Annotated in this window: 21 protein-coding genes; 14 read left to right on the forward strand and 7 right to left on the reverse strand. The window is 64.1% G+C overall.

Annotation, left to right across the window (positions count from 1 at the left end; all coding sequences use genetic code 11):
- Position 1: 1 nt before the first annotated feature.
- From V2I08_RS09605 to V2I08_RS09615, 3 genes are read right to left on the reverse strand one after another with little or no spacing between them, the layout of a single operon-like run.
- A complete protein-coding gene (locus V2I08_RS09605) occupies positions 2-784 on the reverse strand; it encodes an enoyl-CoA hydratase/isomerase family protein (protein ID WP_349634886.1) in 783 nt (260 codons plus the stop codon).
- Complete coding sequence (locus tag V2I08_RS09610) at positions 784-1,545, reverse strand: 3-hydroxyacyl-CoA dehydrogenase (RefSeq protein ID WP_349634887.1); 762 nt, start codon at positions 1,543-1,545, stop codon at positions 784-786. Before V2I08_RS09610 ends, V2I08_RS09605 begins: the two co-directional genes overlap by 1 nt.
- Positions 1,546-1,565: 20 nt before the next feature.
- On the reverse strand, positions 1,566-2,750 hold the full coding sequence (locus tag V2I08_RS09615; protein WP_349634888.1) for an acetyl-CoA C-acyltransferase: 1,185 nt from the start codon (positions 2,748-2,750) through the stop codon (positions 1,566-1,568).
- A 374-nt stretch (positions 2,751-3,124) separates the two neighbouring features.
- Between V2I08_RS09615 and V2I08_RS09620 the strand changes: the two genes are divergently transcribed.
- Positions 3,125-3,760 (forward strand): TetR/AcrR family transcriptional regulator, encoded by a 636-nt coding sequence (locus V2I08_RS09620; protein ID WP_349634889.1) that lies wholly within the window; start codon positions 3,125-3,127, stop codon positions 3,758-3,760.
- Here the strand turns inward: V2I08_RS09620 and V2I08_RS09625 are convergent, their stop codons facing one another.
- Positions 3,761-4,630: a LysR family transcriptional regulator gene (locus tag V2I08_RS09625; RefSeq protein ID WP_349634890.1), complete on the reverse strand. Its 870-nt coding sequence runs from the start codon at positions 4,628-4,630 to the stop codon at positions 3,761-3,763.
- Positions 4,631-4,716: 86 nt separating this feature from the next.
- Between V2I08_RS09625 and V2I08_RS09630 the strand changes: the two genes are divergently transcribed.
- Both V2I08_RS09630 and V2I08_RS09635 read left to right on the forward strand, forming a co-directional pair.
- The gene (locus V2I08_RS09630; protein ID WP_349634891.1) at positions 4,717-5,862 is read left to right on the forward strand and encodes an isovaleryl-CoA dehydrogenase; all 1,146 of its coding nucleotides are present in this window, start codon (positions 4,717-4,719) and stop codon (positions 5,860-5,862) included.
- Positions 5,859-7,460, forward strand: a complete 1,602-nt coding sequence (locus V2I08_RS09635; protein WP_349634892.1) for a carboxyl transferase domain-containing protein — start codon at positions 5,859-5,861, stop codon at positions 7,458-7,460. Before V2I08_RS09630 ends, V2I08_RS09635 begins: the two co-directional genes overlap by 4 nt.
- A 134-nt stretch (positions 7,461-7,594) precedes the next feature.
- Here the strand turns inward: V2I08_RS09635 and V2I08_RS09640 are convergent, their stop codons facing one another.
- Complete coding sequence (locus V2I08_RS09640; protein ID WP_349634893.1) at positions 7,595-7,798, reverse strand: hypothetical protein; 204 nt, start codon at positions 7,796-7,798, stop codon at positions 7,595-7,597.
- A 19-nt stretch (positions 7,799-7,817) separates the two neighbouring features.
- On the opposite strand from V2I08_RS09640, the gene V2I08_RS09645 reads away from it, so the two are divergent.
- The 5 genes from V2I08_RS09645 to V2I08_RS09665 all read left to right on the forward strand — a co-directional run bounded on the left by V2I08_RS09645 (position 7,818) and on the right by V2I08_RS09665 (position 13,961).
- Positions 7,818-9,680 carry an acetyl/propionyl/methylcrotonyl-CoA carboxylase subunit alpha gene (locus tag V2I08_RS09645; protein WP_349634894.1) on the forward strand — a complete coding sequence of 621 codons (1,863 nt, stop codon included), beginning with the start codon at positions 7,818-7,820 and terminating at the stop codon, positions 9,678-9,680.
- A 125-nt stretch (positions 9,681-9,805) separates the two neighbouring features.
- Positions 9,806-10,264, forward strand: coding sequence for a MaoC family dehydratase (locus V2I08_RS09650; protein ID WP_349634895.1), 459 nt, complete (start codon positions 9,806-9,808; stop codon positions 10,262-10,264).
- A 97-nt stretch (positions 10,265-10,361) separates the two neighbouring features.
- Positions 10,362-12,212: a dihydroxy-acid dehydratase gene (gene ilvD / locus V2I08_RS09655; protein WP_349634896.1), complete on the forward strand. Its 1,851-nt coding sequence runs from the start codon at positions 10,362-10,364 to the stop codon at positions 12,210-12,212.
- A gap of 8 nt (positions 12,213-12,220) precedes the next feature.
- Entirely contained in the window at positions 12,221-12,601 is a 381-nt protein-coding gene (locus V2I08_RS09660; protein WP_349634910.1) for a VOC family protein, read from the forward strand.
- A gap of 67 nt (positions 12,602-12,668) precedes the next feature.
- Positions 12,669-13,961, forward strand: a complete 1,293-nt coding sequence (locus V2I08_RS09665; protein WP_349634897.1) for a DUF3422 domain-containing protein — start codon at positions 12,669-12,671, stop codon at positions 13,959-13,961.
- Here V2I08_RS09665 and V2I08_RS09670 read toward each other — a convergent pair.
- A complete protein-coding gene (locus tag V2I08_RS09670) occupies positions 13,958-14,845 on the reverse strand; it encodes a LysR family transcriptional regulator (RefSeq protein WP_349634898.1) in 888 nt (295 codons plus the stop codon). The genes V2I08_RS09665 and V2I08_RS09670 overlap by 4 nt on opposite strands.
- 94 nt (positions 14,846-14,939) lie before the next feature.
- On the opposite strand from V2I08_RS09670, the gene V2I08_RS09675 reads away from it, so the two are divergent.
- From V2I08_RS09675 to V2I08_RS09700, 6 genes are all read left to right on the forward strand, one after another.
- Positions 14,940-16,049 carry an S-(hydroxymethyl)glutathione dehydrogenase/class III alcohol dehydrogenase gene (locus V2I08_RS09675; RefSeq protein ID WP_349634899.1) on the forward strand — a complete coding sequence of 370 codons (1,110 nt, stop codon included), beginning with the start codon at positions 14,940-14,942 and terminating at the stop codon, positions 16,047-16,049.
- A gap of 22 nt (positions 16,050-16,071) precedes the next feature.
- A complete protein-coding gene (locus V2I08_RS09680; RefSeq protein ID WP_349634900.1) occupies positions 16,072-16,458 on the forward strand; it encodes a VOC family protein in 387 nt (128 codons plus the stop codon).
- Between the two features lie 14 nt (positions 16,459-16,472).
- Positions 16,473-17,306, forward strand: coding sequence for an S-formylglutathione hydrolase (fghA, locus tag V2I08_RS09685; RefSeq protein ID WP_349634901.1), 834 nt, complete (start codon positions 16,473-16,475; stop codon positions 17,304-17,306).
- A 49-nt stretch (positions 17,307-17,355) separates the two neighbouring features.
- The gene (locus V2I08_RS09690) at positions 17,356-19,386 is read left to right on the forward strand and encodes a M3 family metallopeptidase (RefSeq protein ID WP_349634902.1); all 2,031 of its coding nucleotides are present in this window, start codon (positions 17,356-17,358) and stop codon (positions 19,384-19,386) included.
- Entirely contained in the window at positions 19,383-20,447 is a 1,065-nt protein-coding gene (locus tag V2I08_RS09695; protein ID WP_310222269.1) for a PLP-dependent cysteine synthase family protein, read from the forward strand. The genes V2I08_RS09690 and V2I08_RS09695 overlap by 4 nt, the downstream gene beginning before the upstream one ends.
- A gap of 69 nt (positions 20,448-20,516) precedes the next feature.
- Complete coding sequence (locus tag V2I08_RS09700; RefSeq protein ID WP_310222270.1) at positions 20,517-21,203, forward strand: CDP-alcohol phosphatidyltransferase family protein; 687 nt, start codon at positions 20,517-20,519, stop codon at positions 21,201-21,203.
- Here V2I08_RS09700 and V2I08_RS09705 read toward each other — a convergent pair.
- The coding region (locus tag V2I08_RS09705) for a glutathione S-transferase C-terminal domain-containing protein (protein ID WP_349634903.1) at positions 21,200-21,474 on the reverse strand (275 nt) is incomplete at its 5' end. The two genes, V2I08_RS09700 and V2I08_RS09705, sit on opposite strands and share 4 nt — an antisense overlap.

The following is a 21,474-nucleotide window of genomic DNA, read 5'->3' on the forward strand; positions in this document are numbered from 1 at the left end:
CTCAAACTCCCCTGAAATTGGCGGGGCGTTTTGCAAGCAATGCGCTCAGCCCCTCTTCACTTTCCCGTCCCGCGCCAGCCGCCGCCATGCTCCGCAATTCGCGGTCAAGCTGCGTCTCCAACCCGGTCTCGAAACTGTCGGCCAGCAGCGCGCGGCTGGCGGCCAGCGCCGCCATCGGCGCATCGGCCAGCGCGGTGGCGACGCGCAGGCCTTCGTCGGCCAGCGCTTCGTCATCGACGATCCGTGTGACCAGGCCGATCGCCTCGGCCTCGTCCGCCTTGATCCGGCGGTTGGTCAGGATGATGTCCTGCGCCTTGCGCAACCCCACCAGACGCGGTAGCAACCAGCTAAGGCCACCATCCGGCGTCAGGCCGATCGCGCCATAAGCGGCGGTAAAATGCGCCGACCGCGCACCGATCACGACGTCACCCAGCATCGCCAGGCTGAAACCTGCACCGGCAGCGGGACCATTGACCAATGTGACCAGCGGCTTGGGCGCGCGCGCCAGCCGCGCAACGGCGGCATGAAAGGTCGCGATCAACTCGCTCAGCACTTCCGATCGCTTGTCGCCAGCGCCTGCCAGCAATTGCACATCGCCGCCTGCGCAGAATAGCCGCCCATTGCCGGTCAGGACGATACAGCGGATCGCCGCGTCGGTCTGGCAGCGGATCGCCGCTGCCAGCAACGCGCGCGCCAGCGGCAGGGTGATGGCATTGCCCGCCTCCGGCCGATCGAGCGTGATCCGCCCGATGCCATCCTCGACCGAAAAGGCGATCCCGTCCATCAGCGCGGCGCCATGCGGATTGCGCCGTCCAGTCGGATGACTTCGCCGTTCAGCATCGGGTTGCGGATGATGGACTCCACCAGTTGCGCATATTCGGCCGGTTTGCCCAGGCGACTGGGATGCGGCACCTGCGCGCCCAGCGCGTCCTGCACATGCTGCGGGAAGGCTTCGAGCATCGGCGTCAGGAAAATACCCGGCGCGATCGTCATGACACGGATCTTATGCTGCGCCAGATCGCGCGCGATCGGCAGGGTCATGCCGACGACGCCGCCCTTCGACGCGCTATAGGCGGCCTGCCCGATCTGCCCGTCATAGGCCGCCACTGATGCGGTGTTGACGATGACGCCGCGCTCGCCGTCAATCTCTTCCGCAGCGGCCAGCCGTGCGGAAAATTTGGAGATGACATTGAAGGTGCCGATCAGGTTGACGGTCACTGTCTTCGCAAACGTATCGAGCGGATGCGGTATGTTCTCCTTGCCGACCGTCTTGACCGCAGGCGCGATCCCCGCGCAGTTGACCAGGATGCGCGCGACGCCATGCGTGGCTTGCGCCGTGTCCAGACCGGCGGCGACGCTGGCATCATCGGCGACATTGACCGACACATAGACCCCGCCCAGTTCCGCCGCGACCGCTTGGCCCGCTTCTTCGTTCAGGTCGAAGATCGCAACCTTCGCGCCATGCGCCGCCAGCATCGTCGCGGTCGCCCGGCCAAGCCCCGAAGCGCCGCCCGTGACAATGGCCGCCAAACCCTTGATATCCATAACATCCAACCCCTAAACTATCAGACCAGCTCGATCGCCATCGCCGTCGCTTCGCCACCGCCGATGCACAGGCTGGCAACGCCGCGCTTCAGCCCGCGCGTTTCCAGCGCGCCGATCAACGTCGCAACGATGCGCGCGCCCGATGCGCCGATCGGATGGCCAAGCGCGGTCGCGCCACCATTGACGTTCAGCTTCTCCGCCGGAATGCCCAATTCCTTGGCGGCGATCATCGCGACGACGGCAAAGGCTTCGTTGACCTCGAATAGATCGACATCGTCCACCGACCAGCCTGCCTTTTCCAGCAGCTTGCGCATCGCCGGAACCGGGGCCGTGGTGAATTTCGATGGCTCATGGGCGTGCCCGGCGGTCGCGACCACACGGGCGACGACCTTCATCCCCTGCTTGTCCGCGACGCTCTGGCGCGTCATCACCAGCGCGGCTGCGCCATCGGAAATGGACGAGGCGTTGGCCGCCGTGATCGTGCCATCCTTGACGAAGGCGGGCTTGAGGCCGGGAATCTTGTCCGGCCGTGCCTTGCCCGGCTGTTCGTCGGTGTCGACGATCGTGTCGCCGCCCCGGCCCTTGACTGTCACCGGCGTAATCTCACGCACGAAAGCGCCGCTGCCGATCGCCGCATTGGCGCGTTCGAGCGAGCGGATGGCATAACCATCCTGATCCTGCCGCGTGAACTGATAGTCACGCACGGCTTCCTCGGCGAACACACCCATCGCCTTGCCCGGCTCATAGGCATCTTCCAGCCCGTCCATCATCATCGTGTCGATGATCCGGTCATGGCCAATCCGCGCGCCGCCACGATGCTTGGGCAGGGCATAGGGGGCATTGGTCATGCTCTCCATGCCGCCCGCGATCACCACATCGACTGCGCCCGACGCCAGCGCTTCATGCGCCATGATCGCGGCCTGCATCCCAGAACCGCACATTTTGTTGACGGTGGTAGCTTCCGTATTGAGGCCAAGACCTGCACCCAAAGCCGCCTGCCGCGCCGGCGCCTGCCCCAGGCCCGCAGGCAGCACGCAACCCATATAGATGCGATCGACCGCATCGACGGACACGCCCGCGCGCTCGACCGCCGCCTTGACGGCGGCCGCACCGAGGTCGGTAGCCTTGAGCGCAGACAATGCCCCTTGAAAACCGCCCATGGGTGTGCGCGCATAGCTGGCGATAACTACCGGATCGTTCTGCATATCAATTCCTCTCAAAGGCCGCGCGCCATGACGTTCACTGGATATCCGATATGCTCTCGCAAATCCGGCACCCCCACCCACCACGACAGGTTATAGCAACGTCCTATCGCGAATGGCCGCCCAGATGGCATTCAGCACAAAACCCATTCGTCTTCTATATACTCATCGGTATATTGATTATCCGCAGGTTTCTTGTCAAGACGGTCCGTAATTCCACATCCTCCCCCGGCGGGGGAGGTGGCAGGGCGCAGCCCTGACGGAGGGGTGTCAAGCTCTCGATAGGGTGACACCCCTCCACCATCGGCTACGCCGACGGTCCCCTCCCACTTCAGGGGAGGATGCGGAACAGACAGTCGATCAGACCCAAGGATAATATGGCACCCCGTCTCGCTTCTGCCGCCCCCTCCCCCTTCCGATCGCGCGAAGAGCGCGAGCGTGACCGCGAGGAAAAGCGCGAAGCCGTGCTGCGCGCGGCGGTGCGGATGTTCAACGCGCGCGGTTTCCACGCAACCTCGCTCGATGACGTCGCCGCGAGCCTGGGGATCAGCAAGCCGACCATCTATCATTATCTGGGCAATAAGGAGCAGGTGCTGATCGAATGCGTGACGCGCGGGCTGGAATTGCTCAGCGCCGCTGCCGACACCGCCCGCGCGCAACCCGGCGATGGCCTTGCCCGACTGCGCAGCGTCCTGCGCAGCTATGCCCTGGTGATGATGGACGATTTCGGTCGATGCGTGGTACGCACTGGCGACGAATTTCTCTCTCCCGAAGGCGCAGCGCTGTTTCGGGCGCGCAAGCGGGCGATCGACCTGTCGATCCGGGCGCTGATTGAGGACGGGATCGCCGATGGCTCGATCGCGCCGGTCGATGTGCGGATGACGGCCTTCACGCTGGCGGGTGCGCTCAACTGGCCGGGCCGTTGGCATGCGCCGGACGGGCTATTGTCCCCCAGCGAAATCGCCGACGCGATGGTTGACATATTGATCGGCGGCCTCGCCCCGCGCGCCTGATCAGTCCGCCAACACGCCACGCGCTGCAGCCACGATCGGCGGGGGCGACGCTGCCAGCGTTTCGGACGTCGTGGCATAGAGCAGCCCGATGGTGCGCGTCTGGTCGAACCCCGCGAGCCGGGGCCGGGCCACGTCGGGCGCAGCATAGCTGGTCGGCATCAGCGTGATCCCCACCCCCGCCGCCACCATCTGCATCACCCGTTCGTCATTGACCGACCGATAGGCGAAATGCGGCCGCACGCCGCGTTCGGTGAAGAAGCGGCTCGTATCCGACAGCGCCTCGCAATGGCGGCGCACGATCATCACATCCTCGTTCAGCGTCTCGGCCGCGACCGATGCCTGCCCGGCGGCTGCGTGGTCCAGCGGAACGGCCAGCGCATAGCCTTCCTCGCGCAACGGCTCTTCCAGAAAGCGGTCGCTGCCCCGTCCCACCAACGTCAGCGCACAGTCGATCCGCCCGCGCGCAACATGGCCCAGCAATTCGCGTTCGGTCCCTTCCACCAGCTCCAACCGTGCATCGGGGTCGATGCCGCGCGCCGCGCGCGTGATCGCCGCTATGGTCGCACCGGGCAGGCTGCGGATCACCCCCATCCGCGTCAACGGTCCCTGCGCCGCGCCCGCCAACACCTGCTGCGCCAGGTTGAACTCGCCCTCGATCCGTCGCGCATGGGCCAGCAGGCGCGATCCCGCCTGCGTCAGCTCCACCCGATGCCCGGACCGCAGGAACAACGGCCCACCCAGCGCCCGCTCCAGCTTGGCAATCCCCACCGACAGCGTCGGCTGCGCCACATTGCAATGCCCCGCCGCGCGCGAAAAATTGCCATGGTCGACCACGGCGAGGAAATAGCGGAGCTGATAGCGTTCGATCATAGACGTCATCTATGACACTATGCCAATTCTTTCAATTTTGAATTGGCGGCTGGTTCCGTTAGTCTTGGTGCAAATAGGAGAGGTCAATGAGCAATTTCGATTTCGCCCTGGGTGAAACCGCCGACATGATCCGCGAAAGCACGGCGCGCTTCGCCGCTGACAAGATCGCGCCGCTGGCCGCGGAAATCGACGCCAAGGACTGGTTCCCCCGCGCCCTGTGGCCGCAAATGGGCGCGCTTGGCCTGCACGGCATCACGGTCGAGGAAGAATGGGGCGGCCTTGGCCTCGGCTATCTCGACCATGTCGTGGCGCAAGAGGAAGTCGCGCGCGCCTCCGCGTCCATCGGCCTGTCCTATGGTGCCCACTCCAACCTCTGCGTCAACCAGATCCGCCGCTGGGGCAGCGACGCGCAAAAGGCGAAATATCTCCCCAAGCTGATCTCCGGCGAGCATGTCGGCAGCCTTGCCATGTCCGAAGCGGGCGCTGGCTCGGACGTCGTGTCGATGACGCTGAAGGCGGAAAAACGCGGCGATCGCTATATCCTCAACGGCACCAAGTTCTGGATCACCAACGCCCCCTATGCCGACACGCTGGTCGTCTACGCCCGCACCGGCGAAGGCAGCCAAGGCCTCACGACCTTCCTCATCGAAAAGGGGATGAAGGGCTTTTCCATCGGCCAGAAGATCGACAAGATGGGCATGCGCGGCAGCCCGACCGCCGAACTGATCTTCGACGATTGCGAAGTGCCGGAAGAGAATATCATGGGCGCGCTCAATGGCGGCGTCGGCATCTTGATGTCCGGCCTGGATTATGAGCGCACCGTGCTGGCGGGCATACAGTTGGGCATCATGCAGGCCTGCCTCGACACCGTCCTCCCCTATGTCCGCGACCGCAAGCAATTTGGCAAACCCATTGGTGCCTTCCAACTGATGCAGGCCAAGATCGCCGACATGTATGTCGCGCTCAACAGTGCGCGCGCCTATGTCTATGCGGTTGCCAAGGCCTGCGACGCAGGGCGCACCACCCGCTTCGACGCGGCGGGCGCGATCCTGCTGGCATCGGAAAATGCGGTGAAGGTCGCGCTGGAAGCGGTGCAGGCCTTGGGCGGCGCGGGCTATACCAAGGACTGGCCGGTCGAACGCTATCTGCGCGATGCCAAGCTGCTCGACATCGGCGCTGGCACCAACGAAATCCGCCGCATGTTGATCGGCCGCGAGGTTATCGGCGCATGACCGCTCCCATCCTCGACACCAAAATCCTGCGCGATAGCGAAGCCTTCCGCGCCAATGTCGCGTACAACCGCGCCTTGGCTGAAGAATTGCGCACCAAGGTCGCCGCAGCAGCACAAGGCGGGTCCGCCAGCGCGCGCGACAAGCACACCGCGCGCGGCAAACTCCTGCCCCGCGACCGCGTCGAGCGCCTGCTCGATCCCGGCTCGCCCTTCCTGGAAATCGGCCAGCTTGCCGCCAACGGTCTCTATGGCGACGAAGTCCCCGGCGCAGGCCTGATCGCAGGCATCGGCCGCGTCGCCGGTCGTCAGGTCATGATCGGCTGCAACGACGCCACGGTAAAGGGCGGCACCTATTATCCCGTCACCGTGAAAAAGCATCTGCGCGCGCAGGAAATCGCGCTCGAAAACCGCCTGCCCTGCATCTATCTGGTCGATAGCGGCGGCGCGAACCTTCCCAATCAGGCGGAAGTGTTCCCCGACCGCGACCATTTCGGCCGCATCTTCTATAATCAGGCCAACCTGTCGGCGCAGGGCATCCCCCAGATCGCCTGCGTCATGGGCAGTTGCACGGCGGGCGGCGCCTATGTCCCCGCCATGTCCGACGAGACCGTCATCGTCCGCAACCAGGCCACAATCTTCCTGGCCGGCCCGCCGCTGGTGCAGGCAGCAACCGGCGAAGTCATCACGGCCGAAGATCTGGGCGGCGGCGACCTGCATGGCCGCAAGTCGGGCGTGGTCGATCATGTCGCCGACAGCGACGATCATGCGCTGACCATCGTCCGCGACATCGTCTCGACCCTGCAACCCGATCGCACGCCGGACCTGAACCTGCGCGAACCGCGCCCGCCCAAATATGATGCGAGCGACCTCTATGGCATTATCCCCGACGATGTCCGCGCGCCCTATGACGTGCGCGAAATCGTCGCGCGCATCGTCGACGGCAGCGAGTTTCACGAATTCAAGGCGCTGTACGGCACCACGCTCGTCTGCGGCTTCGCCCATATCTGGGGCATGCCCGTTGCCATCCTGGCAAACAATGGCGTGCTATTCAGCGAAAGCGCGCAAAAGGGCGCGCATTTCATCGAACTCGCCTGCCAGCGCCGCATACCACTTCTGTTCCTCCAGAATATCTCCGGCTTCATGGTCGGCGGCAAATATGAGGCGGAGGGGATCGCCAAGCACGGCGCCAAACTCGTCACCGCCGTCGCCACCGCGCAGGTGCCCAAAATCACCGTCCTGATCGGCGGCAGTTTCGGCGCGGGCAATTACGGCATGTGCGGCCGCGCCTACCAACCCCGCTTCCTCTTCACCTGGCCCAACGCCCGCATAAGCGTGATGGGCGGCGAACAGGCCGCGTCCGTGCTCGCCACCGTCCACCGCGATGCAGCCAAATGGACGCCGGAGGAAGCCGAAGCCTTCAAAGCCCCCGTCCGCCAGAAATATGAGGAAGAAGGCAACCCCTATTACGCCACCGCCCGCCTGTGGGACGATGGCGTCATCGACCCGGCGCAAACGCGGGACGTGCTGGGGTTGGCATTTGCCGCAGCGTTGAATGCGCCGGTGCCGGACCGGGCGCAATTCGGCGTGTTTCGGATGTGATGGGGGTGGGCACCGAGGACAACGCCATACCTCCCCGGAACGGGGAGGGGGACAGCCCGAAGGGTGGTGGAGGCGCGCAAGCCTCGTTTCTGGCACACCAATTTGCTCAGCACTTTCGCCATGCTGAACTTGTTTCAGCATCCATCGGGCCGCAAAGGCGGAAGCCCGATCGACGGCGCAAGGTCCGCCCAATGCGGATTATCGCTCTCGATCAGGTCGGATGTCACACCGATGTAAAGCGTCCCGTAGGACGCGCTACTCAGAATATAGACGCGCGGTTGCTTTTCCATCGCAGCACCGAGCCTGCCGCCAAATGGATGCTGAAACAAGTTCAGCATGACGGATTGGGAGATCCCTGTGCTTAAATCCCTCCTCATCGCCAATCGCGGCGAAATCGCCTGCCGCATCATCCGCACCGCGCGCGCCATCGGCATCCGCACCGTCGCCGTCTATTCCGACGCCGACGCGAACGCCCTCCACGTCCGCTCCGCTGACGAAGCCGTCCATATCGGCCCGTCCCCGGCGCGCGAATCCTACCTTATGGGCGACCGCATCATCGCCGCCGCCCAGCAAACCGGCGCGCAGGCGATCCACCCCGGCTACGGCTTCCTGTCTGAAAATGCCGAGTTCGCCCAGGCCGTCATCGACGCAGGCCTCATCTGGGTTGGCCCCAACCCGTCCTCCATCACCGCCATGGGCCTGAAAGACGCCGCCAAGCAATTGATGCAGGATGCGGGCGTCCCCACCACGCCCGGCTATCTCGGCGCGGACCAGTCGCCCGCCCATCTCGCGGCGCAGGCTGACGCCATCGGCTACCCCGTCCTCATCAAGGCCGTAGCGGGCGGCGGCGGCAAGGGGATGCGCAAGGTCGATGCCGCGCAAGACTTCGCCGACGCGCTCGCCTCCTGCCAGCGCGAGGCCGCGTCCAGCTTCGGCAACGATCATGTCCTGCTCGAAAAATGGGTCACCAACCCGCGCCATATCGAGGTGCAGGTGTTCGGCGACACCCATGGCAATGTCGTCCACCTGTTCGAACGCGACTGCTCGCTCCAGCGCCGCCACCAGAAGGTGATCGAGGAAGCCCCCGCGCCCGGCATGACGGAGTCAACCCGCGCCGTCATTTGCGCGGCGGCCGTCCGGGCGGCGAAGGCGGTCGATTATGTCGGCGCGGGCACGATCGAGTTTATCGCCGATGGATCAGCAGGCTATATCAAGCCGGATCGCGTCTGGTTCATGGAAATGAACACTCGGCTTCAGGTCGAACATCCGGTGACCGAGGAAATCACCGGCGTCGATCTGGTCGAATGGCAGCTCCGCGTGGCATCGGGCGAACCCTTGCCCAAAAAGCAGCATGAACTATCGATCAACGGTCACGCAATCGAAGCACGGCTCTATGCGGAAGATCCAGCCAAAGGCTTTCTGCCGTCGATCGGAACGCTGGAACAATTCGAACTCGACGCCAATGTGCGGATCGAAAAGGGCGTCGATCAAGGCGCGACGATTTCACCTTATTATGACCCGATGATCGCCAAGATGATCTCGCACGGGCGGGACCGGGAAGAGGCACGGGAAATTCTGGCCTATGCGCTCAACGGCAGCGTCATTTGGCCGGTGCGAACCAATGCCGCATTTCTGATCAACGCGCTCGACCATCCTGATTTCATTGCGGGAACGATGGATACCGGCCTCATCGAACGGGCGGGCGAAACGCTTATTCCTCCGCTTATGCCATCGGACGAAGCCCTATCCGATGCAGCGCAGCGCTATGCGCGTCAGGCGCTGGCGGGGTTCAGACTGAACGCACCGCCGCAGCAGGACATCATGCTCTCGGTCAATGGGCAGCCGGTTCCCGTCCATATGCCGATCCACGACTATGTCGATCAGCATGCGCTCGCCGGGCAAAAAGACGATCCATCTTCATCCTGGCTGACCGATAGCGGACAAACCTGGCGGATCGAGCCGATGCGCGCGTCATCCTTGGGAGGCGCCGTCGCCTCTGACGGCGCGATCCTCTCTCCCATGCCCGGCCGCATCATCGCGGTCGCGGTCGCGGTGGGCGACGCGGTGGTCAAGGGCCAGAAGCTCCTGACACTCGAAGCCATGAAGATGGAACATAGCCTCATCGCCCCGTTCGATGGCACCGTTGCCGAACTGAACGCCGCCGAGGGCGGACAGGTGAGCGAGGGTGTGTTGTTGGCCAAGATCGCCAAAGCTGCTTAGCCGCTGTCCTACATCCCGCCTTTCGGGCTATGATGCGGACCGTCGCCGCTGTTTGAAATATTCAGTCCCCAGCGTGGCATATAATGTCAAAAACTGCGGGAAATATGCGAAGTTAAGGGAAAAACATGGCCGGGCGCTTTTACGATCAGTGGACCATCGGCGACACGATCACCCATGATATCCGCCGCACGGTGACGGAGACCGACAATCTCCTGTTCACGACGATGACGCATAATCCCCAGCCGCTGCATCTCGACGCCGAGTTCGCCAAGGCCAGCGAGTTCGGCCAGATCCTCGTCAACGGCACCTTCACCTTCGCGCTGATGATCGGGCTGTCGGTGGGCGACACGACGCTGGGCACGCTGGTCGCGAACCTTGGTTATGACAAGTTGGTGATGCCAAAGCCCGTCTTCATCGGCGACACGCTGCGCTGCGAATCCGAAGTGACGGACCTCAAGCCCAGCAAATCGCGACCCGGCGCAGGCATCGTCACCTTCACCCACCGCCTGCGCAACCAGCGCGACGAGATCGTCTGCCAATGCCTGCGCATGGCCCTGCTCCAGGGGAGCGGCGCAGCGGCGTAAGAAAATGGCGTGCAGGGCAGCCAAAAGGAATAATTTGTTCCAAAGCTGGCCCCTGCGCTGTAGAGGGGCCGCCTCAAAGCCCTGAAGGACCGCCATCATGCCTGCCTATCGTTCACGCACCACCACCCACGGCCGCAACATGGCGGGCGCGCGCGGCCTGTGGCGCGCGACGGGGATGAAGGACGAGGATTTCGGCAAGCCGATCATCGCTGTGGTCAACAGCTTCACCCAGTTCGTACCCGGCCATGTCCACCTCAAGGACTTGGGCCAGCTCGTCGCACGCGAGATCGAGGCGGCGGGCGGCGTCGCCAAGGAATTCAACACCATCGCAGTCGATGACGGCATCGCCATGGGCCATGGCGGGATGCTCTATTCGCTGCCCAGCCGCGACCTGATCGCCGACAGCGTCGAATATATGGTTAATGCCCATTGTGCCGACGCGATGGTCTGCATCTCCAATTGCGACAAGATCACGCCCGGCATGTTGATGGCCGCGATGCGCCTCAACATCCCCGCCGTGTTCGTATCCGGCGGCCCGATGGAAGCGGGCAAGGTCGTGATGCGCGGCAAGGAGGTCGCGCTCGACCTGGTCGACGCGATGGTCGTCGCCGCCGACGAAAGCTATACCGACGAGGAAGTCCAGACCATCGAACGCTCCGCCTGCCCCACCTGCGGCAGTTGTTCGGGCATGTTCACCGCCAATTCGATGAACTGCCTGACCGAAGCGCTGGGCCTCTCGCTGCCGGGCAATGGTTCGACGCTCGCCACCCATTCGGATCGCGAGCGGCTGTTCCGCGAGGCGGGGCATGTCATCGTCGATCTCGCCAAGCGCTATTATGAGCAGGACGACAAAAGCGCCCTGCCCCGTACCATCGCCAGCTTCGCCGCGTTCGAAAATGCGATGAGCCTCGACATCGCCATGGGCGGCTCCACCAACACCGTTCTTCACCTCCTCGCCGCCGCGCATGAAGGCGGGGTCGATTTCACCATGGCCGATATCGACCGCCTGTCGCGCCGCGTCCCCTGCCTGTGCAAGGTCGCGCCCGCCAAGCAGGACGTGCATATGGAGGATGTCCATCGCGCGGGCGGCATCATGGCGATCCTGGGCGAACTGGAACGCGCCGGGCTGGTCGATACGTCGCTCCCCACCGTCCACGCCCCGACCATGGCGGCGGCGCTCGCCCGCTGGGACATTGGCCGCACCAATAGCGAGGAAGTGCGCAACTTCTTCCGCGCGGCCCCCGGTGGCGTCCCCACCCAGACTGCGTTCAGCCAGTCGGCGCGTTGGGAGGAACTCGACACCGACCGCGAAAAGGGCGTGATCCGCTCGGCGGAGCATCCCTTCTCCAAGGACGGCGGCCTCGCGGTTCTCTACGGCAACCTCGCGCCCGAAGGCTGTATCGTCAAGACCGCAGGCGTCGATGACTCGATCCTGACCTTCCACGGCACCGCGCGCGTCTATGAAAGCCAGGATGCCTCGGTCGTCGGAATTCTCGGCAATGAGGTCAAGGCTGGCGACGTCGTCGTCATCCGCTATGAAGGGCCAAAGGGCGGCCCCGGCATGCAGGAAATGCTCTATCCGACTAGCTATCTGAAATCCAAGGGGCTGGGCAAGGAATGCGCGCTCATCACCGATGGGCGCTTTTCAGGTGGCACTTCGGGCCTGTCGATCGGCCATGTCTCGCCGGAAGCCGCTGAAGGCGGGCTGATCGCCCTCGTCCAGACCGGCGACCCGATCGTCATCGATATTCCCAACCGCGTCATCAAGCTGGACCTGGACGACGCCGTGCTGGCCGAACGTCGCGCGGAAATGGAGAAGATGGGCGTCAAGGCCTGGAAGCCCTTTGGCCGCAAGCGCGCCGTGTCCCCGGCCTTGCGCGCCTATGCCGCGATGACGACCAACGCCGCCAAGGGCGCGGTGCGCGACGTCAGCCAGATCGAGAAATAAGCGCCATGCTGAACGGCGTTCATCATATCGCGATCATCGGGTCGGACTATGCGCGCTCGCGCCGTTTCTATGTCGAGGTGCTGGGCCTGCCGGTGCTGCATGAGGTCTATCGCGAAGCGCGCGATAGCTGGAAGTGCGATCTCGATGCGGGCAATGCGCGGATCGAACTCTTCTCCTTCCCCGCGCCGCCGCCCCGCCCTTCCCGCCCCGAAGCTTGCGGCCTGCGCCACCTCTCTTTCATAGTGGGCGACATCGACGCCGAAGTCGCGCGCCTCGCGACGCATGACGTGACGTGCGAGCCGATCCGCGTGGACGAATATACAGGGCAGCGCTTCACCTTCTTCAGCGACCCGGACGGTCTGCCTCTGGAACTATACGAGGAAGGCTGACCCTTGCCGATCTTGCGCATCGCGCTTTTGTCTGACTTAATAGCGGTCGAAGCAGGGGGCAGGTGCAATGAACGATAGTGGCGATCCATTTGCGGCCCTGCATGCGCGCAGCCACCCGCTGCGCGGTTCGCTCTCGCGGGAAATGCATGTCCGCAAGATGCCCCGGCTCCAGGCGCCCGCGCGGGTCGTGCAGTTCGTGCTGCTGGTCGACGACGCGGACGTCGACGACAGCCTGACGATCATGCGCAGCTTGCTCGCTCCCCATGATGTGCCGTTCGATCCGACCGTCCGTTTCCTCAATTGCCGGATCGGTACGCTCGGTTTCACCTGGGAACGGCATAGCGAGTTCATGACCTACAGCTTCCTGGCCGCCGGTGGCGGGTCGCTCTTCGACCTCTCCCCCTTCGCGCAGGCCGCCCTGTGGATCGGCGCGCTGCCCGGCCGGGTGATCCGCTCGACCCAGATTGCGGTGATCGCCGATGCGCCTGATGGGGCGACCATCGCCACCCATTTTGCTCAGGACGACCTCATCATCTCCGATGTCGCCGATGGCCAGGCGCGCATCTGGAGCGACTTTCGCCTCCATGCCGATGGCTTTGGCCGCCTGCTCGTTCAGGATAAGGGATTGCAGGGGGCGGAATTAGCGCAACTGGTCCAGCGGCTGCAGGAATTGGGCAATTATCGCAAGATCGCTCTGCTCGGCCTTCCCGAAGCGCAGGCCGCAACCCCGCTGCTCACTGGCCTCGAACAGCGATTGACCGCCATCACCGGCCGCGTCGCCGAGCCGGATGCCGACGCCGATGCGGTGCTGGAGGCGCTGTCTGCGCTGGCGGCCGAACTGGCGCAGATCGTCGCGCGCACCCGCTATCGCATGAGCGCGACGCAGGCCTATGCCGCCATCTGCCGCGACCGCATCCGCGCCCTGGAGGTAGCCCCAGTGCGGGGCTATGGCTCGCTCGATGATTTCACCGAACGGCGGCTGCTCCCTGCGATGCGCACCTGCGACGCCTTCACCCGGCGGCTGGAGGATCTGTCGCAACGCACCGCCTGGACCAGCGCGATGCTGCGCACGCGAGTCGACACCGCGCTTGCCCGGCGCAACCGCGATCTGCTGGCATCGATGGATCGGCGCACCGGGCTGCAACTGCGCTTGCAGCATACGGTCGAAGGGCTGTCGGTGGTGGCGGTCAGCTATTATACGCTGGGGCTGTGGCATTATCTCAAGGAAGCGCTGGAGCATCAGGGCGCGCATCTGCCCGGCTGGATCGACATCGCGTTGATCCCCGCCATCATACTGGCCGTCTGGCTCGGCATCCGCCAGCTCAAGAAGGTGAAGCGACCCGCACCCAACAGCCACTAACCCGCGTTCAACGCGGGCGGCAGTTCACGCCGCAGCAGCGCGACCAAGGCCGTGACCTTGGGCGAGAGATGCCGACGTTGGGGATAGACCGCCCAAATGGCTTCATCCCGCGGCCGAATATCGGCCAACACCAATTGCAGCGCCCCGCTTCGCAAATGGGGCAGCACGTAAAATTCGGGCAATTGGCAGATCCCCATACCCTGGACTGCGGCGTCCAATATTGCCCGACCACTATTGATCTGCAATCGTCCGGTGGGGCGATGGAGCCGATCGCGGCCCTCTTCGCAGAAGTGCCAAGTCGTTGCCGATCCCAACAGACATTGATGGGCGTCCAGATCTTCGACCGTCCTGGGTCGGCCGACCGCGTCGAGATAGCCAGGCGCAGCGCAGGTGCAGAGCGAGCGCGACGCTATGCGCGTGCGGATCATCTGCGAATCCGCCATTTCGCCGGTTCGGATGGCCAGATCGAAACCGTCCGCCACCAGATCGACGAGGCGATTGGTCAGTTCCATCGTGATACTGAGCTTTGGATAGGCGGCGGCGTAGCGGCTGACGATCGGCGCGACGAATAATTCGCCAAGAGCCGTCGAACAGGTGATGCGCAACTGCCCTTGTGGTTCGCCTGTTGCGCTAACCGAGGTGATTGCTTCTTCCCGGTCCGCGATCAACCGTTCGCAATGGTTCAGGAAGGTCCGGCCGGTATCGGTCAGCGTCACTCGCCGCGTGGTACGGTGGAACAGCGGTGCGTCGAGCCGCTTCTCCAATCGCGCAACGGCGCGACTGCAATGGGTTACGGAACAGCCGAGCTTTGCCGCCGCGCCGGAAAAGGAGCTGGCATTCGCTACTGCCACAAATTCGTCGATCCCCGACCATCTATCCGTCATTATAACCATAGGGTTGTAAACTTTTGCCAAAACACGTCTTTATCACATCCGTTGCCGGGCGCTAGAAGGCCGCCAACTGGATAGGGAGTGCCATATGAAGACCCGCGCCGCCGTCGCTTTTGAAGCCAAGCAGCCGCTTGAAATCGTCGAACTCGATCTGGAAGGGCCGAAGGCGGGCGAGGTGCTGGTGGAAATCATGGCGACGGGCATCTGCCATACCGACGCCTATACGCTCGATGGCTTCGATAGCGAGGGCATCTTCCCGTCCGTGCTGGGCCATGAAGGCGCGGGCATCGTGCGCGAAGTCGGTGCGGGCGTCACCAGCGTCAAGCCGGGCGACCATGTCATCCCGCTCTACACCCCTGAATGCCGCCAATGCAAAAGCTGCCTGTCGGGCAAGACCAACCTGTGTACAGCGATCCGCGCGACGCAGGGCAAAGGGCTGATGCCCGACGGCACGACCCGCTTTTCCTACAAGGGCCAGCCCATCTACCATTATATGGGCTGTTCGACCTTTTCCAACTTCACCGTTCTGCCGGAGATTGCGGTCGCCAAGATCCGCGAGGATGCACCGTTCGACAAGAGCTGTTATATCGGCTGCGGTGTCACGACGGGCGTCGGCGCGGTAGTTAACACCGCCAAGGTTCGCGTGGGCGACAACGTCATCGTCTTCGGCCTGGGTGGCATCGGCCTGAACGTGCTGCAGGGCGCGCGTATGGTGGGGGCCGACAAGATCATCGGCGTCGATATCAATCCCGACCGGGAGGCATGGGGCAAGCGCTTTGGCATGACCCATTTCGTCAACCCCAAGGAGATTGAGGGCGATATCGTCCAGCATCTGGTGGCCCTGACCGACGGCGGGGCGGACCATACGTTCGACTGCACCGGCAACACGACAGTCATGCGCCAGGCGCTGGAGGCATGCCATCGCGGTTGGGGTGTGTCGACCGTCATCGGCGTCGCGGAAGCGGGCAAGGAAATCAGCACCCGTCCGTTCCAGTTGGTGACCGGCCGGGTCTGGCAGGGCAGCGCCTTTGGCGGGGCGAAGGGCCGCACGGACGTCCCAAAGATCGTCGACTGGTATATGAATGGCAAGATCGAGATCGACCCGATGATTACCCATGTCCTAAGCCTCGAAGAGATCAACAAGGGCTTCGACCTGATGCATGCTGGGACAAGCATCCGCAGCGTCGTCATTTTCTGATATTTTGAGCGAGGAGTACCCTATGTCCATTTTCACCCATGCCTGCGTTGGCGCCAACGATATCGCCGCATCCAAGGCTTTTTACGACGCGGCCCTCGGCGCGCTCGGCATCGATAATCTGGGCGCGATGGGCGACAAGGCATTTCTCTATGGCAAGGGCACGCCCGAATTTCTGGTGCTGACCCCGGCCAATGGCGAACCGGCCTGCCATGCCAATGGCGGTACGCTGGGCTTTGCCGCCGCCACCCGCGCGCAAGTCCGCGCCTTCCATGAAGCAGGCCTTGCCAATGGCGGCACCTGCGAAGGCGCACCTGGCCCCCGCAGCTTCACGCCTACAGCCTATGCCGCCTATCTGCGCGATCCGGCGGGTAACAAGATCTGCGCCTATTGTTTCGCGGACGGCGAATAAAAGGGATGGACGGCATGGAGACGGTTTCAACCAATCGCGCCTTTGGCGGGGTGCAGGGTGTCTATCGCCATGCCTCCACCACATGCGGCACGGACATGACCTTCTCGGTCTATGTGCCACCGCATGTGCAGGGCACGACATTGCCGGTGGTCTGGTATCTGTCGGGCCTGACTTGCACCCATGCCAATGTCACGGAAAAGGGCGAATATCGCCGCCTCTGCGCTGAACTGGGCCTGATCTTCGTCGCGCCCGATACGTCGCCGCGCGGCGAAGGTGTGGCCGATGATCCCGATGGTGCCTATGATTTTGGCTTGGGTGCGGGCTTCTATGTCGATGCGACGCAGCAGCCCTTCGCGCACCATTATCGCATGTGGTCCTATGTGACCGAAGAACTGCCCGCGCTGGTTGCGGCGGCATTCCCCGCCGACATGACGCGCCAGTCGATCATGGGCCATTCCATGGGCGGCCATGGCGCGCTGACCATCGGGCTTACCTTCCCCGATCGGTTCAAGGCCGTGTCCGCCTTCGCCCCGATCGTCGCACCCTCGCAAGTCCCTTGGGGCCGGAAGGCGTTGGGTGGCTATCTCGGCGATGATCGCGCGGCCTGGCGTCATCATGATGCGGTGGCGCTGATCGAGGATGGCGCACGGATCGCCGACCTGTTGGTGGACCAGGGAGAGGCCGATCCCTTCCTTGCCGAACAGCTTCGCCCCAACCTGCTGGACGCTGCTTGCAAGGCAGCGGGCATCCCGCTGACGCTGCGGCTCCAGCCCGGCTATGATCATAGCTATTATACCATCTCGACCTTCATGGAGGATCATCTGCGCTGGCATGGCGCCCGCCTCTGACCGATGGAGCGCTTTACGGTCATGCCCCGTCCCGTGTAAGGGCAAGGGCATGACCCAAGCCAATCCCCTGCTCGACAGCCGCCTGCATCCTCAGTTCGGCGCCATCCATCCCGACCATGTTCTGCCCGCCGTGGAAAGTGCGATCGCCACCCATCGCGCCGCCATGGCCCAGTGCGCCAAGGCGTCTGGCTTTGCCGCCGTCTTCCTGGCCAAGGAAAGCGCCGACGCTGCCCTCTCGCGCATATGGGGCACCGTCGATCATCTGATCGGCGTGACCAACAGCCCCGAACTGCGTGCCGCCCATGGTGAAGCCGAGCCGCTGATCCACAGCTATTTTGCCGAGGTCGGACAGGACCGGCCGCTCTATGACGCGCTCGCCGCGATCCCGACCGAGGGATTGGACGACGCGCAAGCCCGCGCGTTGGCGCTGACGCTGCGCGGCTTCGAATTGTCGGGCGTCAGCCTCGACGGGGAGGATCGCGCCGCCTTTGCCGCGAACAGCGTCGAACAGGGGCGATTAGCGACCGCGTTCGCCAATGCGGTGATGGATGCGACCGAAGCCTGGACGCTCCACCTGACCGACGGCACGCGCCTGGCGGGTGTGCCGCAAAGCGATCAAGACGCGATGGCACGCGCCGCGCAGGCGAAGGGGCTGGAAGGCTGGCTCGTTGATCTTCACGCGCCGTCGGTACGCGCGATTACCGCTTTTGCGCAGGATCGCGACCTGCGCCGCACCGTCTACGAAGCCTATGGCACCCGCGCCTCCGACCAGGGGCCGCAGGCGGGCCAGTTCGACAATGGCGACCGGATCGCGCAATTGCTGGCCTTGCGGCAGGATGCCGCGCGTTTGCTGGGCCATAGTGATGCGGTAGCTTTATCGCTGTCGACCAAGATGGCGCGCGATGGGGCTGAGGTGGATGCTTTCCTCGTCGACCTGGCGCAGCGGGCGCGACCGCGGGCGCAAGAGGAACTGGCCGAACTGACCGCCTTCGCCCGCGATCATCTCGGCATCGCAACCATCGAGCCATGGGACGTGGCCTATGTGACCGAGCATATGCGCCGCGCGGTGCATGCGGTGGACGAAGCGGAAATCCGCGCGCACCTGCCGCTGGCGCGCGTGCTTGATGGATTGTTCGCCTTGGTCACCGACCTGTTCGAACTGGAAATCCGCGCCGCCGATGGCGAAGCGCCGGTGTGGCATCCCGATGTGCGCTATTTCACGTTGCACCGGGCGGGCGAGGACGCGCCCGTCGCCGCGCTCTATTGCGATATGTTCGCTCGTGCGGGCAAGCGGGGCGGTGCGTGGATGGATGTGTGCCGTCCCCGTCTGCGCGAAGCCGACCGGGAGCAGATGCCGATCGCCTATCTGGTCTGCAATTTCGCCAGCGGCGGCGCGGACCGTCCGGCGCATCTTACCCATTCGGATATGGTCACGCTGTTCCACGAAATGGGGCATTGCCTGCATCATCTGCTGACGCAGGTGGACCTGCCTTCGATCGGCGGCATATCGGGCGTCGAATGGGATGCGGTGGAACTGCCGAGCCAGTTTCTGGAGAATTTCGCCTGGGAACCCGCCATGCTGCGCCGGGTGTCGGCGCATGAGACGGGCGGCGCGCCTTTGGACGAGGCGATGATCGGCCGGATGCTCGCAGCCCGCCGCTTCATGGGGGCGCTGGCGCTGTTGCGGCAGGTGGAGTTCGCGCTGTTCGATCTGCGTCTGCATCTGGCGGCGGCGCAGGCTGATGGTCCCTCGGCGCAGGAAGTGCTGCAGGCGGTACGGCAGGAAGTAGCCGTCATCCATCCACCGGAATGGCATCGCTTCGCCCATGGCTTCAGCCATATCTTCGCGGGCGGCTATGCGGCGGGCTATTACAGCTATTTGTGGGCCGAACGCCTGTCCGCCGATGCTTTCGAAGCCTTTGCGGATGAGCGCGCCGACCGCGCTGCCTTGGGTGGCCTGTTCCGCGACCATGTGCTGGCGCGCGGCGGATCGCGGCCTGCGCTCGACAATTTCGTCGGCTTCCGGGGCCGCGAGCCGGATTCGGCCGCGTTGCTGCGGGCGCTGGGCTTGGCCGCATGAGCGGTGGGGTGTCGCGGGACTGGCTGGCCGAAGCAATACGGCGGATCGAGGCGGATTATAACCGTTCCGCCGACACCCACCTTATCCGCCTGCCCTTGCCGCGACACCCCGGCATCACCCTGTATCTAAAAGATGAAAGCTCGCACCCGACCGGCAGCCTCAAGCATCGGCTTGCGCGCTCGCTGTTCCTCTATGCGCTGTGCAATGAATGGATCGGGCCGCGGACGACGGTGATTGAGGCCTCCTCCGGCTCGACCGCCGTGTCCGAAGCCTATTTCGCTAAGATGCTGGGGCTGCGCTTTATCGCCGTGGTGCCCGCCTCCACCGCCGCGCCCAAGCTCGATGCGATCCGCTTTCACGGCGGCGAGATCCATGCCGTCGATGATCCCCGCACCGTCTATGCCACCGCCCAACGACTGGCGCGCGAAACGGGCGGCCATTATCTCGATCAGTTCACTTATGCCGAGCGGGCGACCGATTGGCGCGGTAATAATAATATCGCGCAGAGCATCTTCACCCAAATGGCGCAGGAAGAATATCCCATCCCTAGCTGGATCGTCTGTGGCGCGGGGACGGGCGGCACATCGGCGACGATCGGCCGCTTCATCCGCCACGAACGGCATGCGACGCGCCTGTGCGTCGCCGACCCCGTCAACTCGGTCTTTCACCGCCATCATGCCGACCCGTCGGTCACGACCCTCCCCGAAGGTTGCGCCGCGCGGATCGAGGGGATCGGGCGGCCCCGCGTCGAGCCGAGCTTCATCCCCTCGGTGATCGACCGGATGATCGCGGTGGAGGATGGGCAGTCGATCGGCGCGATGCATGCGCTGGCCGGAATATTGGGCCGTCGCGTCGGCGGATCGACCGGCACCAATATCTGGGTCTGCATGGAGATCGCCGATGACATGGCGCGAGCCGGTGAACAGGGGAGTATCGTCACCTTGCTGTGCGACAGTGGCGATCGCTATGGCTGCACCTATTATGATGCGGACTGGACGAGCGCGCACGGCATCGACTGGCAGGCTGATGCGGCCAGCATTGCCGCGCGGATGACGGAATAGAGGCAGGCCGAGCGTCGATCGATGCGACAGGAGCATTGCCGTTGTCGCTGGGTTGCCCGATAAGGCGATATGACAGACTCATTACAGAGTGGCCCCGGCGCGCTCGACCGCATACAACAGAATTTTCTTGCCAAGGCCGAACGACGACTGCTGACCTGGCTATGCAGCCGGATGCCGAGTTGGGTCACGCCCGACCGCCTGACCTTCGCCGGGGTGATCGGCGCGGTGATGACCTTTGCCGGCTATGTGGCCAGCAATTGGGGTGCGGCCTGGCTGATCCTCGCCATTATTGGCTATGTCGTCCAATGGTTCGGGGATTCGATGGATGGCAGCCTGGCGCGGTTCCGGCGGATCGAGCGGCCATCCTATGGCTATTTCATCGACCATAGCTGCGACGGTCTGGTCACGCTGCTGATCCTGGCTGGCATAGGGCTTAGCCCCTTCGTCACGATGGACGTGGCGATGGTAGCCCTGGCGGGTTATCTGCTGTTGTCGATCCACGCCTATCTTTCCGCCCGCGTGCTGGGCGAGTTCAAACTCTCCTATCTGTCGGCCGGGCCGACCGAATTGCGGCTGATGCTGATCGGCCTGACCATCATGATGATGGCGCTTGGCTATGGGCCGGGCCTGTTCGGCCGCTGGTCGGGCTTCGACATTTTCGTCGGCGCGGTGGGCGGCCTGCTGATCATCCTGTTCATCGGCCAGACGCTGATCACCGGGCGGCGGTTGGCGCATAAGGATGCGGGGCTGCTTTAAGCGCGGTCGGCGTCGGGCTGCCGGTCGGGATGGGCCTGGGCGATGGACGCGAGGCTCGACAGGCGAGTGCCGATCGCACGGATCAGCGGGAAGGGCTGCACATCGACGCCAAAGCGATGGGCACCATAGAGTTGCGGTAGCAGGAAACAGTCGGCGAGGCCGGGTGTATTGCCGAAGGTGAAGTCGCCGCCGTGGCGGGCAATCTGTTCCTCCAGCGCGGCGAAGCCTTCGCTAATCCAGTGAGCGATCCAGGCGGTGATCTGATCTGGGG

The sequence above is a fragment of the Sphingobium sp. MK2 genome (assembly GCF_040170545.1).
Classification (GTDB): domain Bacteria; phylum Pseudomonadota; class Alphaproteobacteria; order Sphingomonadales; family Sphingomonadaceae; genus Sphingobium.